The sequence below is a fragment of the Arthrobacter nitrophenolicus genome (assembly GCF_045833485.1).
GTDB lineage: Bacteria > Actinomycetota > Actinomycetes > Actinomycetales > Micrococcaceae > Arthrobacter > Arthrobacter nitrophenolicus.
In genome coordinates this window covers 1,576,607-1,592,311 of the sequence record NZ_CP174504.1, presented here as the reverse complement: position 1 = coordinate 1,592,311, position 15,705 = coordinate 1,576,607, and the positions used below count along the sequence as shown (strand labels likewise).

The 15,705-nt window shown below is 68.2% G+C and carries 16 protein-coding genes; 13 read left to right on the top strand and 3 right to left on the bottom strand.

Translation table 11 applies throughout. The annotated features are described in order from the left end of the window. Positions 1-4: 4 nt before the first annotated feature. The 7 genes from ACJJV6_RS07485 to ACJJV6_RS07455 are packed head-to-tail and all read left to right on the top strand — an operon-like array spanning position 5 to position 6,104. Positions 5-1,411, top strand: coding sequence for a lyase family protein (locus ACJJV6_RS07485; RefSeq protein WP_354176232.1), 1,407 nt, complete (start codon positions 5-7; stop codon positions 1,409-1,411). Next, positions 1,404-2,231 carry an alpha/beta fold hydrolase gene (locus tag ACJJV6_RS07480; protein WP_354176181.1) on the top strand — a complete coding sequence of 276 codons (828 nt, stop codon included), beginning with the start codon at positions 1,404-1,406 and terminating at the stop codon, positions 2,229-2,231. The genes ACJJV6_RS07485 and ACJJV6_RS07480 overlap by 8 nt, the downstream gene beginning before the upstream one ends. After that, on the top strand, positions 2,228-2,653 hold the full coding sequence (gene pcaC, locus ACJJV6_RS07475) for a 4-carboxymuconolactone decarboxylase (RefSeq protein WP_009357905.1): 426 nt from the start codon (positions 2,228-2,230) through the stop codon (positions 2,651-2,653). The genes ACJJV6_RS07480 and pcaC overlap by 4 nt, the downstream gene beginning before the upstream one ends. After that, entirely contained in the window at positions 2,650-3,849 is a 1,200-nt protein-coding gene (locus ACJJV6_RS07470; RefSeq protein WP_009357906.1) for a thiolase family protein, read from the top strand. The genes pcaC and ACJJV6_RS07470 overlap by 4 nt, the downstream gene beginning before the upstream one ends. A 6-nt stretch (positions 3,850-3,855) precedes the next feature. Continuing rightward, positions 3,856-4,554 carry a 3-oxoacid CoA-transferase subunit A gene (locus tag ACJJV6_RS07465; protein ID WP_354176184.1) on the top strand — a complete coding sequence of 233 codons (699 nt, stop codon included), beginning with the start codon at positions 3,856-3,858 and terminating at the stop codon, positions 4,552-4,554. A gap of 1 nt (position 4,555) precedes the next feature. Then, on the top strand, positions 4,556-5,242 hold the full coding sequence (locus ACJJV6_RS07460; RefSeq protein WP_009357907.1) for a 3-oxoacid CoA-transferase subunit B: 687 nt from the start codon (positions 4,556-4,558) through the stop codon (positions 5,240-5,242). Between the two features lie 46 nt (positions 5,243-5,288). After that, positions 5,289-6,104, top strand: a complete 816-nt coding sequence (locus ACJJV6_RS07455; RefSeq protein WP_407710244.1) for an IclR family transcriptional regulator C-terminal domain-containing protein — start codon at positions 5,289-5,291, stop codon at positions 6,102-6,104. Between the two features lie 105 nt (positions 6,105-6,209). Here ACJJV6_RS07455 and ACJJV6_RS07450 read toward each other — a convergent pair whose 3' ends face one another. Continuing rightward, positions 6,210-7,547 (bottom strand): MFS transporter, encoded by a 1,338-nt coding sequence (locus ACJJV6_RS07450; protein WP_354176188.1) that lies wholly within the window; start codon positions 7,545-7,547, stop codon positions 6,210-6,212. A gap of 172 nt (positions 7,548-7,719) precedes the next feature. On the opposite strand from ACJJV6_RS07450, the gene ACJJV6_RS07445 reads away from it, so the two are divergent. From ACJJV6_RS07445 to ACJJV6_RS07420, 6 genes are all read left to right on the top strand, one after another. After that, entirely contained in the window at positions 7,720-8,556 is an 837-nt protein-coding gene (locus tag ACJJV6_RS07445) for a shikimate dehydrogenase (protein WP_152419564.1), read from the top strand. A gap of 109 nt (positions 8,557-8,665) precedes the next feature. Continuing rightward, a complete protein-coding gene (locus ACJJV6_RS07440) occupies positions 8,666-9,463 on the top strand; it encodes an IclR family transcriptional regulator C-terminal domain-containing protein (protein ID WP_009357910.1) in 798 nt (265 codons plus the stop codon). Positions 9,464-9,641: 178 nt separating this feature from the next. Next, complete coding sequence (locus ACJJV6_RS07435; RefSeq protein ID WP_009357911.1) at positions 9,642-10,811, top strand: Re/Si-specific NAD(P)(+) transhydrogenase subunit alpha; 1,170 nt, start codon at positions 9,642-9,644, stop codon at positions 10,809-10,811. Continuing rightward, positions 10,811-11,128: an NAD(P) transhydrogenase subunit alpha gene (locus ACJJV6_RS07430; protein WP_009357912.1), complete on the top strand. Its 318-nt coding sequence runs from the start codon at positions 10,811-10,813 to the stop codon at positions 11,126-11,128. The genes ACJJV6_RS07435 and ACJJV6_RS07430 overlap by 1 nt, the downstream gene beginning before the upstream one ends. Next, positions 11,125-12,498 carry an NAD(P)(+) transhydrogenase (Re/Si-specific) subunit beta gene (locus ACJJV6_RS07425; RefSeq protein ID WP_009357913.1) on the top strand — a complete coding sequence of 458 codons (1,374 nt, stop codon included), beginning with the start codon at positions 11,125-11,127 and terminating at the stop codon, positions 12,496-12,498. The genes ACJJV6_RS07430 and ACJJV6_RS07425 overlap by 4 nt, the downstream gene beginning before the upstream one ends. A 92-nt stretch (positions 12,499-12,590) precedes the next feature. Further along, positions 12,591-13,511 carry a diacylglycerol kinase family protein gene (locus tag ACJJV6_RS07420; protein ID WP_009357914.1) on the top strand — a complete coding sequence of 307 codons (921 nt, stop codon included), beginning with the start codon at positions 12,591-12,593 and terminating at the stop codon, positions 13,509-13,511. Between the two features lie 6 nt (positions 13,512-13,517). Here the strand turns inward: ACJJV6_RS07420 and ACJJV6_RS07415 are convergent, their stop codons facing one another. Both ACJJV6_RS07415 and ACJJV6_RS07410 read right to left on the bottom strand, forming a co-directional pair. Next, positions 13,518-14,243: an aspartate/glutamate racemase family protein gene (locus ACJJV6_RS07415; RefSeq protein WP_035752708.1), complete on the bottom strand. Its 726-nt coding sequence runs from the start codon at positions 14,241-14,243 to the stop codon at positions 13,518-13,520. Positions 14,244-14,251: 8 nt separating this feature from the next. After that, positions 14,252-15,679 (bottom strand): amidohydrolase family protein, encoded by a 1,428-nt coding sequence (locus ACJJV6_RS07410; RefSeq protein ID WP_009357916.1) that lies wholly within the window; start codon positions 15,677-15,679, stop codon positions 14,252-14,254. Positions 15,680-15,705: the final 26 nt, after the last annotated feature.

Sequence of the window (15,705 nt, the reverse complement as noted above, 5' to 3'; positions counted from 1 at the left end):
GCCCATGGTGGCTGCGCTGACGGGTGACGGTGCCGTACTGGCGGCGATCCTCGCCGTCGAGGCCGGCTGGGCCGCGGCGCTGGAACAGGCGGGCCTGGCGCCCGCCGGTTCCGCCGCCGTCGTCGCGTCCGCCGCAGAACCGGGCCGCTACAAGGCCGCCGATATCGCGGTGCGCGCCCAGGGCGGCGGCAACCCTGTCATCCCGCTGCTGGCGGACCTCCGCCGGCACGTGGCGGCGCTGGATACTGCGAACATCGGCGCAGTGAAGGCGGTGCACACGTCGCTGACCAGCCAGGATGTGCTGGACACGGCGCTGATGCTGCTCGCCCGCAACTCCGTGGCCGCGCTCCTCGCCGACGTGAAAGGCACGACGGCGGCGCTCGCGGCCCTGGCCGGGCAGCATGCGGACACGCTGTGCGTGGGCAGGAGCCTGACGCAGCACTCCCTGCCGTACACGTTCGGGCTCCGGGCAGCGCAGTGGTTCCACGGGCTGGCTGCCGCCGGACGGCAGCTCGCCGCGGTGGAGTTTCCGGTCCAGTTCGGCGGGGCGGCAGGCACGCTTGCCGCCGGAACGGTGCTGACCGCAGGCTCGGCGGCGACGCCCTTCAGCCTCGCCGATGCCCTGGCCGCCCAGCTGGGCCTCGCCCCCGCGGCCGCGCCCTGGCACACCAGCCGGCTGCCCATCACCTCCATCGGCAACGCCGCGGCCGCGGTACTGGACGCCTTCGGCAAGATCGCGGCGGACGTCCTGTTCCTCAGCCGGCCCGAGGTGGCAGAGGTGGCCGAACCCCGTGCCGCCGGCCGGGGTGTCTCCTCCGCCATGCCGCAGAAGCAGAACCCGGTCCTCTCGGTGCTGGTCCGCAGCACAGCCCTCCAGGCACCCAACCTGGCAGCCCAGCTCCACCTGGCGGCCGCAACCTTCAATGATGAGCGGCCGGACGGTGCATGGCACACCGAGTGGCCCGCGCTCCAGCAGCTGCTGGCCCTGGCGCTCGGCGCTGCCGGAAACATCCGGGAGCTTGCCGAAGGCCTGCAGGTCCACCCGGACGCGATGCGGCGCAACCTCGACCTGGCCGGCCCGCTGCTCCTGGCGGAGGGCGTCAGCGCCGCCGTCGCCCCGCTGCTTCCGGAGCTGGACGGCAGGAGCGGCAAGCAGCAGCTGCAGGATGTGGTGGACCAGACCCTGCAGGCACAACCGTCCGAGCAGCCGTCCGCATACCGGAAACTGCTCCGGGACGCCGTTCCCGCGGGCCTGCTGACGGACCTGCGGCTCGAGGAGCTCCTGGATCCGGCCAGCTACCTGGGCCAGTCCCGGGAAATCTCCCGCCGGATCCTCGCCGCCTACCCGGACTTTGCCTCCCCTGACCTTCCCGCTTCAGCCACCGACGCGAACGGAGCACACCGTGGCTAAACCTGCCCTGAAAGCCGCATTGCTTTCACCCCAGCGCCCCCTTGGCGGGCATCCCCTCGTAGTGGTGGGTTCCTCACTGGGCACCTCCTCCATCCTCTGGAACCGTGCCGCCTCCCTGCTGGGCAACGACTACGACGTGGTGGCCTGGGACCTGCCCGGGCACGGCGTCTCACCGGCCGCCACCGAAACCTTCGACGTTTCGGACCTGGCAGAAGCCGTGGTGGACCTGGTCGATTCCATTGCCCCCGGCGAGGCCTTCCACTACGCCGGTGTTTCGCTGGGCGGTGCCACCGGCCTGCAGCTGGGCATCAAGCACGGCGAACGCCTCAAGAGCCTGTCCGTGCAGTGCAGCGGCGCCAAGCTCGGAACCCCCGAGGGATGGCTGGAACGCGCCGAAACAGTCCGCAGCCAGGGCACCCCGGTGATGATCCAGGGTTCGGCGCAGCGCTGGTTCGCACCCGGCTTCATGGACCGTGAACCGGAGGTCAGCAGCCGGCTCCTGCACGCCCTCCGGGACTCCGACAGGTTCAGTTACGCGTTCTGCTGCGAGGCCCTGGCCGCCTTTGATGTCCGTGCCGGGCTGGGCAGCATCCGGGTCCCCACCCAGGTCATTGCCGGTGCGCTGGACGGTGTGGCGCCGCCGTCGATGGCCGAGGAAGTGGCGGCAGGCATCACGGCCGGGGGCGGGACCGCCACAGCCGTCACCCTGGAAGGCGTGGCGCACCTGGCGCCGGCCGAGGCCCCCGCCCACACTGCCGAGCTGATGCGCAGCCTCCTGGACTGGGCCGAATCACAGCCCGAAAAGGGAGGAAGCAAATGAGCGGGGCCGAGAGGCACGGCGTGGTCCAGCCGGACGCCACGAGCAAGGAGATCTACGACGGCGGCATGGTGGTCCGGCGTGAAGTCCTAGGCGACGCCCACGTGGACCGGGCCAACGCCAACAAGGACGAGTTCACCGACGACTTCCAGGACATGATCACCCGGATCGCGTGGGGCGGCATCTGGACCAGGCCCGGCCTGTCCCGGCAGATGCGCTCCGCCGTGACCATCACCGCCATGGTGGCGCACGGGCACTGGGAAGAACTGGCCATGCACATCCGCGCAGCCATCACCAACGGCCTGAGCCGGGACGAGATCAAGGAAATCCTGCTGCAGACCGCCATCTACTGCGGAGTGCCCTCCGCCAACACCGCCTTCAAGACCGCCCAGCAAGTGTTTCGAGAAATGGACACCACCCCATGAACCAGGCTTTTGTGTACGACGCCGTGCGCACCCCGTTCGGCAAGTTCGGCTCCGGCCTCGCCGCCGTCCGCCCGGATGACCTCGCGGCGCACGTCATCAAGGAATCGGTGAAGCGGGCTCCCGGGCTCGATCCCGAAAGGATCGACGAGGTGGTGTTCGGCAACGCCAACGGCGCGGGAGAGGAAAACCGCAACATCGCCCGGATGGGCACCCTGCTCGCCGGGCTTCCGGTCTCGATCCCCGGGACCACTGTCAACAGGCTCTGTGGCTCGTCCCTGGATGCGGCGATCATCGCATCCCGCCAGATCAACGCCGGCGACGCGGACCTGATGCTGGTGGGCGGTGCGGAGTCCATGTCCCGTGCCCCCTGGGTGCTGCCCAAGACGGAGAAGCCCTACCCGGCCGGTGACATGACCCTGGCCTCCACCACTTTGGGCTGGCGCCTGGTGAACAAGGCGATGCCGAAGGAATGGACCATCTCCCTGGGCGAGGCCACCGAGCGGCTCCGCGAGAAGTACGGGGTGACTCGTGAAGCGCAGGACGAGTTCGCGGCGAACTCCCACAACCTTTCCGCCGCCGCCTGGGACGAGGGCTTCTACGACAATCTGGTGGCCCCCGTGCCCGGCACCGACCTGGTCCGGGACGAGGGCATCCGCCCCGGGTCCTCCGCGGAGAAGCTCGCCGGCCTGAAGACGGTGTTCCGGGCCGAGGACGGCACGGTCACCGCCGGGAATGCGTCGCCGCTGTCCGACGGCGCTTCCGCGGCCTGGGTGGGCAGCGAGACTGCCGCCGGGCTGCTGGGCCTGGACCCGCTGGCCCGGATCGCGGGCCGCGGCGCGCACGCGAATGACCCGCAGTACTTTGGCTACGCCCCGGTGGAGGCGGCGAACAAGGCATTGGCGAAGGCGGGAATCAGCTGGGACCAGGTGGGCGCCGTCGAGCTTAACGAAGCGTTCGCCGCCCAGTCCCTGGCGTGCGTCAACGCCTGGGGCATCGACCACTCGGTCGTGAACCGGCACGGCGGCGCGATCGCCATGGGCCATCCGCTGGGTGCCTCCGGCACCCGGATCCTGGGCACCCTCGCCCGGTCCCTGCAGGCCTCGGGTGAACGCTGGGGCGTTGCCGCGATCTGCATCGGCGTCGGCCAGGGCCTGGCCGTCGTCCTCGAAAACGTAACTGCCGGAGTGAAGGGCTAAAGAGCGATGCTGCAATTCATTGACACTGTTGGCGAGGCCGTGGCCGGAATCAAGGACGGGTCCACGGTAATGATCGGCGGGTTCGGCAACGCCGGACAGCCGTTCGAACTGATCGACGCGCTGCTCGAGTGCGGCGCCACGGACCTGACCGTGGTGAACAACAATGCCGGCCAGGGCGACCAGGGCCTGGCGCTGCTGATCAAGGAAGGCCGGGTGCGGAAGATGATCTGCTCCTTCCCGCGGCAGTCCGATTCGTGGCACTTCGACGCCAAGTACAAGGCCGGGCAGATCGAACTGGAACTGGTGCCGCAGGGCAACCTGGCCGAGCGGATCCGTGCCGCCGGGGCAGGGATCGGCGGGTTCTTCACCCCCACCGGGTACGGCACCATGCTCGCCGAGGGCAAGGAAACCCGGATCATCGACGGCCTCGGCCACGTGTTCGAAACGCCCATCCACGCAGACGTCGCCCTGATCAAAGCTCTGCAGGCGGACGGCAAGGGCAACCTGGTCTACCGCAAGACGGCCCGGAACTTCGGCCCCATCATGGCGGCCGCGGCCAAGCACACCATCGTGCAGGTCTCCGGGATCGTGCCCACCGGCAGCCTGGATCCGGAGAACATCGTGACCCCGGGCATTTACGTCAACAGCATCGTCAAAGTGGCCGGCAGCGGCACCGCTGCAGGCCCGAACCCGAAAGCGGCCTGAGATGAGCCTCACCGAAACCAGCATCAAGACCTCCGAAACAGCCCTCAGCCGCGACGACCTCGCCCGCCTGGTGGCCCGCGACATCGCCCCGGGGTCCTTCGTGAACCTCGGAATCGGCCAGCCCACCCTGGTCTCCAACTACCTCACCGAGGAACAGAACATCACGCTCCACACGGAAAACGGGATGCTGGGCATGGGCCCCGAAGCCACGGGGGACGAGATCGACGATGACCTGATCAACGCCGGCAAGATCCCCGTCACCGAACTCCCGGGCGCCTCCTACTTCCACCACGCCGACTCGTTCGCGATGATGCGCGGCGGGCACCTGGACATCTGCGTCCTGGGCGCCTTCCAGGTCTCCGTCACCGGCGACCTCGCCAACTGGCACACCGGCGCACCCGGGGCGATCCCCGCCGTCGGCGGTGCCATGGACCTCGCCACCGGCGCCAAGGACGTGTTCGTCATGATGACCCTGCTGACCCGCGAGGGCGCCTCCAAGCTCGTGGAATCGTGCACCTACCCGCTCACCGGCGTCGGCTGCGTCACCCGCGTCTACACCGACAAGGCAGTCTTCCTCACCGGACCCGGCGGCGTCACCGTCCGCGAAACCTTCGGCTGCACCCTCGAAGAACTCCAGGAACTCGTCCCCGTCCCGCTCAAGGCCGCACCCGCCGTCGCCGGCGGCTGAACCCGCGGAGGAACCTGGCTCTTCCGCCGCCATAGGATTGGGAACCATGACCACAACAGCAGCCGACGGCGGCACCCCGGCCGCCCCGCAGGCCGGCGACCAGTACGTCCAGTCGCTGGCCCGCGGGCTGGCCGTCATCCGTGCCTTCGACACAGACCACCCGCTGATGACCCTCACCGAGGTGGCAGCCCGGACCGACCTGACCCGGGCCACGGCGCGCCGGTTCCTGCACACCCTGGTGGAGCTTGGTTACGTGCGGACCGACGGGAAGACGTTCGCCCTCACGGCCAAGGTCCTGCAGCTGGGCTATGCGTACCTTTCGGGCCTGTCGCTGCCCCAGCTCGCACAGCCGCACCTGGAGGAGCTGTCCCTGAAACTGGGGGAGTCCACCTCCGCTGCGGTCCTGGACGGCACCGACATTGCCTACATCGCCCGGGTGACCACACGCCGGATCATGACCATCGGCATCACGGTGGGGACACGCTTCCCGGCGTATGCCACGTCCATGGGCCGGGTTCTTTTGGCGCACCTGCCGCCCGCTGACCTGAAGGCGTACCTGGCCGCAGCCGACATCAAGCCCCTTACCCCGCGCGCCCTGGGAACCGTTCCGGAGCTGCTGGCCGTGCTGGAAACAGTCAGGGCCCAGGGCTGGTGCGTGCTGGACCAGGAGCTGGAGCTGGGCCTGATGTCGGTGGCCGCCCCCGTATATGACGGGCCCAAGGTGGTTGCGGCGGTGAACGTGTCCCTGCAGGCCCAGTCGGTGGACGCCAAGCCCGACCGGGACGCCTACCTCGCATCCGTGGCGCACGAGATCGTGGCCACGGCAAAGCTCATCTCGGCTGACCTCAGCGCCCGGAGCTAGTGCTTTTTCCTAGCGCGCTTGCGGCGGGTGTTGAAATCAAAAGAAGGGCGACGGCGGGAGTTCCCGCCGTCGCCCTTCTTTCGTCATCGCTGGGGTGGCCAGCCGCTACCTGACCGGGTTGCCCAGCTCGCGCAGTGGCGTCTTGCTGGTTTCCCGGGCCCACAGGGCACCGACCACTGCAAGGATTGACGACGCTGCGACGATCCACGCTGCCGGTCCCCAGTTGGCCTTGTCCGCCCCCACCAGGGCCGTGCCCAGCAGCGGGGTGAAACCGGCACACAGGATGCCGATCTGGAGGCCGATCGCCATTCCGGAGTAGCGGACCTTGACGTTGAAGAGTTCGGAGAACCAGGCGGGGTAGATGGCGTTGGACATGGCGTACGTGCCGGCGGTGATCAGCGTGCTGGTCAGGAAGATCATCGGGATGTTCCCGGTGGAGATCACCGAGAAGTAGACGAAGATCATGATGCCGGAGCCCAGGACGCCGGTGATGAACACCGGGCGGCGTCCAAAGCGGTCCGAGAGGTGGGCCATGAGCGGCTGGGTGCCAATGGCCAGGACGTTGCCGAGGATGCTGACCCAGAGCATGGTGGAGGCCGGGACGCCGACGGTGACGGCATAGGCGAGGCCGAAGGACTGCATGAAGGTGTTCGTCACGGTCTCGAAGGACATCAGGGCAACCTGGAAGAACTGCGCGGGGTGGGTCTTGAACATCTTCGCGAACGGAAGTTTCACCAGTTCGCCGTGGTCATGCTTTTCCTCGAAGACTTCCGGCTCGTCCAGGGAGCGCCGCACCAGGTACGCCACGATGAGCACGACGACGGAGAGCCAGAACGGGATGCGCCAGCCCCATGCCAGCCGGTCGGTTTCGCTCATGGCGGCCACGGGAAGGAAGGCGAGGGAGGCCAGCACGATGCCGGCCGAGATGCCGCTCATGGCAAAGCTTGCGAAGAAGCCGCGGCGGCCGGTAGGGGCTTCCTCCGTGGAGAGGGCGGATGCGCCGGCTGTCTCCGCGCCGGCGGAAAGTCCCTGCATCAGCCGCAGGGCAACCAGCAGGGCGGGAGCCCAGTATCCGGCGGTGTTGAAGTCGGGCAGGACGCCGATGAGGAAGGTCGCTGCGCCCATCAGCACCAGGGTCAGCACCAGGGTGTTCTTCCGGCCGATCCTGTCACCCAGGTGCCCGAAGAAGACGGCGCCGAAGGGGCGTGCCACGTAGGCCACACCGAAGGTGGCAAACGAGGCGATGAGTGCCACCGTGGGGTCTCCGGCGGGGAAGAAGATCTTGGAGAAGACCAGGGACGCCGCCGTGGCGTAGATGAAGAAGTCGTAGTACTCCAGTGCGCCGCCCAGGAACGCTGCCAGGGCCGCCTTCCTGGCACGCTTGAGCTGCCGTTCTGCCTGGGCAGGTGTCTGGGCCTCGGGCCCTGCTGCGATGTTGGTCATTTGGGTGATCCTTCCACGCTGAAGGCGGTGGGTCTTTTACAGGATGTGTACGCATAGCGAACAACTGTGCGTAATGCGTTTTATATGAGCATACTAGGTGGTGAGGTGGACCACAACGGCAGAAGTGATCCCCCTCGATGCAGCCCCCCGCCTGGTCACGAAAGGCAGCACAATGCAGAACACCGCACACCCCTCCCGATTGGTCCTGATCGGATCCGCAGCATCACAGGCGATGTCGCCCGGGTTGTGGAATCCCGTCCTGGGCCGGCTTGGTACCGGCTGGACATACGAGGCGTGGGATGTGCCGCCGGACGGGGACCTGGTGTCCGTCCGGGACCGGCTGCTGGAACCCGGCATCATTGCGGCCAACGTGACAATGCCGCACAAACACTGGGCGGCGGACGCTGCCGACAATGCCACAGAGGAGGTCCTGCTGGGCGGCGCCTGCAACCTGCTGCTCCGCAGCGGGTCCACGCTCTTCGGACACAACACCGACATCATGGCGGCCCGTTCGTTACTCGGGGGAGAATTCCAGCGAAACGTTCTCCTGATGGGCGCAGGTGGGGCGGCCAGGGCAGTCCTGATCGCGCTGAAAGGCAAAGCCGGCACGGTAACCATCAGCGACAGGGACCCTCGGGCCATGGAGAAACTCCTGGGCCTGGCCAAAGAGCTGGGCATGGCAGCGCGTTCCGTGGACTGGGATGAGGCCCGGGGACTGGCTTCCGAAGCCTCCCTGCTGGTTAACGCCACCCCACTCGGAAAGAGCGTTTCGGACGGGCCGGTGTGGGGCGATGGCCCGCTTGCCCCTGACGCCGTGGTTTACGACTTCGTGTATGCCGGCCATGTCACCGCCACCATCGCACGGGCCCGCCGGCTTGGTGCGCGGTGCATCGATGGCTGGGACCACCTGTATGGGCAGGCGGTGGCGATGGTCCCCCTCCTCGGGATGGACGAACAGGCACGCGAACTGCTCGGGGAATCGCTGGTCCGGGTGCGGTCCGGAGCCTGAAGGGGGCGGCTCGAGGCCTTCCCGGCGGACACCTATATGATCGAAGCGGACCTGAAACCCGGTGCGCCGCACGGGGCGGCCAAGCGTTCGAAGAGGAGCAAAGCAGTCCATGGAGGAGCAGGCCGCCTACTTTGTTAAGTCGGTTGAGAAAGCCTTCGATGTGCTGCTGGCCTTCACGCCGGAGCATCAACGCCTGACGGTTTCGCAGGTCGCCACATTGACGGACATGACCCGGGCCTCCGCCCGGCGGTTCCTGATGACACTGGCGGACCTTGGCTACCTTCGTGCCGATGGCCCTGCATTTGAACTGACGGCCCGGTCCCTGGACATCGGCAGGTCCTTCCTGGCGGGCCTGACACTGCCCGGCGTTGCCGAGCCGCACCTCAAGGACCTGGCGGCCAGGCTCAACGAAACCACTGCCCTGTGCGTCCTGGACGGCGCCGACGTCGTTTACGTGGTGTGCGTCCCGTCCCCCCGGCTGCTGTCCGTCTCCATCACGGTCGGCACCAGGTTTCCGGCCTGGGCGACGTCCATGGGCAGGGTGCTTCTTGGCGGGTTGCCGGAACCGGAACTGCAGCAGTACCTGGAGACGGTCCAGCTGCACCGTTACACGCAGCGCTCAGTCAGCAGCATCGAGCAGCTTCGCGCTGAGGTGGATGCGGCGCGGGACCGGGGCTGGTCCATGGTGTCGGAGGAGCTGGAGGAAGGCCTGCGCGGTGTCGCGGTACCTGTCCGGCGGGGAAACGACATCGTTGCCGCCGCGAACGTGTCCCTGCAAACGCACCGGGCATCGGCCGAGGACGTGGAAAGGGCGGTTGTGCCGCAGCTCCAGGAAGCAGCCAGACGCATAGCCCTCGACTACAGCGGTCCTGTGACGGGGCATCGGCCCACACATCGAAGCGCCTAATGTAACTGTTCCCGTACAAGGCAAGCCTGCCTACTCCCGCCGGGGCGGTGCTGGCCATAGACTCAACCCAACTACGTGCAGCAGCGCCGCTCCGCGAAGCCCCGGGCCGGATCACCAGTCCCGGGACCGGATCAACCGTGGCAGCGCCGCCGCACTCGTCAGCGAGGAGAGTCGGCGGGTGAAACTGGGCATACCGCGGGAACACCGCGAGGGCGAGCGGCGCGTTGCCGCGACGCCGGAATCGGTCAAGCAACTGGCAGGCTTGGGCCTCGAAGTGCTCATAGAAGCCGGCGCCGGTGAAGCCGCGGGCCATGCCGACGACGAGTACCGCCAGGCCGGTGCCGCCGTCGTGCCCCTGCTGGTAGCGAAGGAACTCGATGTCCTGGCCCACGTCCGGCCCCTTGACCCGCATTCGGCCCTCTCCCTGAAGCCTGGGGCGGTCACCGTTGGCCTCGCCTCGCCGGCGTCCGAACTGGACACGGTGCAGGCGCTCGCGGACGGGCGCATCACCTCCTTCGCGATGGAACTGGTCCCCCGGATCTCCCGGGCGCAGTCCATGGACGCCCTCAGTTCCCAGGCCCTGGTGGCCGGCTACCGGTGCGTGCTGGAAGCGGCCATCCGGCTGCCGCACTTCTTTCCGCTCTACATGACGGCCGCCGGGACGGTGCCTCCCGCCCGGGTCCTGGTGCTGGGTGCCGGCGTGGCAGGGCTGCAGGCCATCGGCACCGCGAAACGGCTGGGCGCCCGTGTCTTCGCGAACGACATCCGCCCCGCGTCCGCCGACGAGGTCGCATCCATGGGCGGCACCTTCATCCGGCTGGACCTCGAAACGGCGGAAGCGGCCGGCGGCTACGCCCGCCAGCTCAGCAGCGACGCCGGAACCCGGCAGCGGCAGCTGCTGGCACCCCATGTGGCGCAGTCGGACGTCCTCATTACGACGGCGGCCGTCCCGGGCAGGCCCGCCCCGCTCCTGGTGACCCGGGAAATGGTGCAGGGCATGCGGCCGGGGTCTGTCGTCGTCGACCTCGCCGCCGAGTCGGGCGGCAACGTGGAGGGCGTGGTCGCCGGAGCGGATATCGCCGTCCCCACGGCCGACGGCGCAGGGCACGTGAGCCTGGTGGGGCTCAAGGACCCGGCCTCGGCGATGGCCGCGGATGCTTCCCGGCTATACGCCAAGAACGTGGCAAACCTGCTGGCGCTGATGGTCCGGGACGGCACTGTTGCCCCGGACTTCGGCGACGAGGTGCTGGCGGGCGCATGCCTGACCCACGACGGCGGGGTGCGGCACCAGCCCACAGCGGAACTGCTTGCACAGAGAATCCACGCACGGCAGGAAGGGGCACTCTGATGGACGGAATGAGCCTGCTGACCATCACGGTCCTGGCCGTGTTCGTCGGGTTCGAGGTGGTTTCCAAAGTTTCCAGCACTCTGCACACGCCGCTGATGTCCGGCGCCAACGCCATCCACGGCATCATCCTGGTGGGTGCCATTATCGTCGCCGGCCAGGCCGCCGACCCCTGGGTCCTGGCCGTCGCCTTGCTGGCGGTCGTCCTGGCCACCGCCAACCTGGTGGGCGGTTTCGTGGTCACGGACCGCATGCTGCACATGTTCCACGGCAGGAAAGACGTTGCCCGCTCCGCATCGGCGAAGGCGGAGAGCAAATGACAGTCCTCGATCCCGTCTGGACGGCGCTGCTGTACCTCGTGGCGGCCGTGTTCTTCATCCTGGCGCTGCGCGGCCTCAGCTCCCCGCGGACCGCCCGCCGTGGAAACCTCATTGGTGCACTCGGTGCCCTGATCGGCGTGATCACGGTGTTCTTGTCCGTGCGGCTGGACAACATCCCCTGGATCCTCGGCTCCATCGCGGTGGGCACCGTGGTGGCAGCCCCCGTGGCCCGCGGCGTGAAGATGACGCAGATGCCCCAGCTGGTGGCCATCTTCAACGGCGTGGGCGGCGGTGCCGCTGCCCTGGTGGCCCTCCTCGAGCTGGGCCATACGCCTGATCCCTGGGTGCGCCTTGCCATCGTGTTCACCCTCCTGGTGGGCGCCGTCTCGTTCGCCGGATCCGGCGTCACGTTTGCGAAGCTCCAGGAACTGATGACCACCCGACCCGTGGTGTTCCCCGGCCTCCCCGTGGTGATGGCTGCGGTGCTGCTCGCCTCGGTGGCGGCCGCCGTCGCCGTCGTCTTCACGGGGTCGGTGGCGCTGGCGGTGCTGCTCCTTGTGCTGGGGCTGGCAGCCGGCGTCCTGCTGGTGCTGCCTGTAGGCGGCGCCGACGTCCCGATCGTGATTTCGCTCCTGAACGCCTTCACCGGCCTGGCCGTCGCCGCGTCCGGCGTGGTGCTCGGCAACGTCCTCCTGGTGGTGGCGGGCACCCTGGTGGGCGCCTCGGGCACCATCCTCACCCGCGCCATGGCGGCAGCGATGGGCCGCAGCGTGGCCGGTATCCTCTTCGGTGCCTTCCGGGGAGGCTCGACGGCGGGGTCCACGGCCGTGAGCGAGCGTCCCGTCCGGTCCTCCAGCCCCGAGGACGTGGCCGTGCTCCTGGGCTACGCGCAGCGCGTGATCATTGTTCCCGGGTACGGGCTGGCGGTGGCGCAGGGACAGCACACCGCCGCGGAGCTGGCTGCCGCCCTGGAAGCCCGGGGCATCGACGTCGCTTTCGCCATCCACCCCGTGGCAGGGCGGATGCCGGGGCACATGAACGTGCTCCTGGCCGAGGCCAACGTCCCGTACGAGTCGTTGAAGGAAATGGGGGAGATCAATCCAGAGTTCAAAACCGCGGACGTGGCGCTGGTGGTGGGCGCCAACGACGTGGTGAACCCGGCAGCCAAGACCTCCTCCGGCTCGCCGATCTACGGTATGCCCATCCTGGAGGTGGCCGAGGCGCGGCAGGTGGTGTTCCTCAAGCGCTCCATGCGGCCGGGTTTCGCCGGGATCGAGAATGAACTGCTCTACCAGCCGCAGACGTCCCTGCTTTTCGGCGATGCGAAGGACTCGCTGGCACAGGTGCTGGGAGCCGTGAAGGCGCTGTAGCTACCGGGTGGTTGCGTACCTGCTCCGAACCCTGCCCGGGGCAGGCTACTCTTCTTTCAGAAGTAGCCTTCCAATTGCCACCAAAGGACACCATGACTGCCAACAGCACCGCCGCCCCCCAGCGCGCAGCCATCATCATCAATCCGGCGAAGACGGTGGACGTGGATGTGAAGGAGCTTGCAGCCCGGCACGCGGCGGAAAACGGCTGGGGCGAGACGATGTGGTTCGAGACCACCAAGGAGGACCCGGGCGTGGGACAGGCCAAGGAAGCCCTCGCCCAGGGAGCCGACATTGTGATCGCCGGCGGCGGTGATGGAACGGTCCGGTGCGTCGCCGAAGTCCTGTCCGGCGGGGACGTGCCGATGGGCCTGCTGCCCCTGGGTACGGGGAACCTGCTGGCACGCAACCTGGGCATGGACGTCACGGACTACGACGGCGCCATGGCCGGTGCCCTCGCCGGAACAGAGCGGAAGATCGATGTGGTCCGGGCCCGTCGCAGCGACCCCGACCTGGAGCAGCTCTTCCTGGTGATGGCGGGCGTCGGCTACGACGCCACCATCATGGCGGACACTGACGAGGACCTGAAGCACAAGGTGGGATGGCTGGCCTACGTGGACGCCGGCATCCGCAACCTGCCCGGCAAGCCGGTCAAGGCCACCGTGGTGATCGACGGCAAGCGGGTGGTCCACCGCGGCGTGCGCAGCGTGATGGTGGGCAACTGCGGCAAGGTCCAGGGCGGGCTGGAGATCTTCCCGGAGGCCAAGGTGGACGACGGCCTGCTGGATATCGCCGTCCTGGCGCCGCACCAGGGCCGGCTGGGCTGGCTGTCCGTGCTCGCCGGCATCATCGGCAAGGGCCGCGGCAAGGACACCGCCGTGGAGTACTTCCAGGGCAAGTCCGTGGAGATCACCCTGGAGCACAAGGACGACTACCAGCTGGACGGCGACCACGAGGGCCAGGGCAAGCATGTGCTGATGACCATGGACCCGGGTGCCCTGACCCTCCGCATGTAGCCGTTCCTAGGCCAGCAGCCTGCCCCACCGCGGCTCCAGCAGCGGCGCGCCCGCGAGCTTCAGGGCATGCCAGAGCGTCACCGCCACGGAGTCCAGCACGGCAACGCCGGTGCTGTCCTCGATTTCCGCCGTGATGTTGGCCCCGTACAGGTTCGTGCAGAGGTAGATCAGGGCATCGGGGGCAGCCGCTGCCAGTTCCCGTGAACCGGGCAGCATCTCATCGTCGGTGACCCGGGCAAAGGACTCGTTGTCGCTGAGGCCCAAGGCCCGGTGGTCCATGGTCTTGATCCCTTCCCGCTCATACGAGGCGATGATTTGGCGGTTCACGTCCTCCGTGTACGGGGTGAACAGCGCCATCCGCTCCGTGCCGGACGTCCGGAAGGCTTCGAGGTAGGCCAGGGTGGAAGTGGTGGCGGGGATGCCGGTGGCATCGGTGATTTCCGCCACGAGTTCCCGGTCGTGGTCTGAACCCAGCCAGGAACCGGATGTGCCGTTCCAAGCGATGACGTCCACGTCCGCCGTCGCAAGGAGCCTGGCGGCCTCGCGCATGACTGCCGGGTCGAACTGCCGGTCGGAAGAGTCATCCAGGGCGATCCTGGTGACCGGGATACGGGTGAAGTGGACGGTGACGTCGGTACGATTTCCCAGGATCCGGTAGGTCTGGGGCTCCAGGCACGTGTTGGAGGACGGCACGATCATGCCGATCCTGCGTGGCCGGGTGGTCGATGGCATGGTTGCTCCTAAAAGGCTGCGGCGTGGGCAACGCCGGCGGTGGTGGCGGACTGGTGCTGGCGGAAGCCGTTGCGGGCAAGGAAGCGGCCGGCGGCGCCGGGATCGTGGAATCCCTGGCCGTCCAGCACCACGCGGCCACCGGAAACAACGACGGCGGGCCAGCCGGCCAGCACGTCTCCGTGGAAGGGTGAAAAGTCCGTTCCCATATGCAGGTTTGCGCCGTCTACGGTGCGTTCCTCGGCGGGGTCGAAGATGACCAGGTCGGCGTCGAACCCTTCGGCGATGCGGCCTTTTCCGGGCACGGCGTTGATCCGCGCCGGGCCGGCGGAGAAGGCCTCCACGAAGTCCTCCACGCTGGCGCCGGCACCGGTCATTGCAGTGAAGGTGACGGGCATCCTGGTCTCTACGCCGGGCAGGCCGTGCGGCATGGCGCGGACGTCGTCGGTCCGTTCGCGCTTTTGGGAGAGGTCGTAGCAGGAGTGGTCCGAGGACATGGTGTGGATGGCCCCGGTGGCCAGCCGTTCCCTGAGCGCGGCCACCGTCCGGGCGCTGCGCATGGGCGGGCAGCAGGCGAACCACTCCGGGAAGGCCGAGCCGTAGACGGAATCGTCCAGGGTGACGTAATGCGGGCAGGTTTCTGAGAAGGCCTCAAGCCCGCGGGACCGCGCATCGGAAACCAGGTCCACGGCCCCGGGCGTGGACTGGTGAACGAAGTACACCGGGGCGCCGGTGTACTCGGCCATGGCCAGGGTTTCCTTGACCGAGGTCTCTTCGGCCAGTTCGGGCCGGGTCCGGTGCAGGTGCCCGATGCCGATCCGGCCGTCCTGTGCGTGCTGTTCCGTGCAGTCAGCGATGATGGGGTCGTGCTCGGCGTGGATGTAGGTAAGGCCGTCCAGCCGGACCATCTCGCGCATGACCTTGAGGATGGTGTCCCCGTCGGCCATGGTGGTGCCGCGGTTGGTGGTGTACATCTTCACCGAACGCACCCCCTCGGCGGCGAGTTGCTCCAGCTGCCACGGCACGGTTTCGTTCCAGCTGATCACGGCGCCGTGGAGGGCGACGTCGCACCGGGATTCGGTGGCCAGCTCCTTCTTGTGCAGGACGGCGGCGAGCGGGGTTTCCTGGGCATCCCGTGGAATTCCGAAGTCGATGATGGTGGTGGTGCCGCCCCACAGGGCGGCGGTGGACGTGGTGCGGTAGTCGTCCAGGGTGCGGAAGCGTCCCGTCACCTGGGCGACATGGCAGTGGCCGTCCACGCCGCCGGGTATCACCAGCCTCCCGGCGGCATCAATGGTCCGTAGGGCGGCAGGCGCAGGGCGGGCGGCGTCGGCAAGGTCGGTGACCAGGCCGTCCCGGACCACGATATGGGCGGCCCGGCGCCCGTCACTGTTGACCACGGTGGCGTTGGAAATGACAAGGTCTGGCTGCTGGGACATCGGTGTCCTCCTTCGGGGAAAGCTGC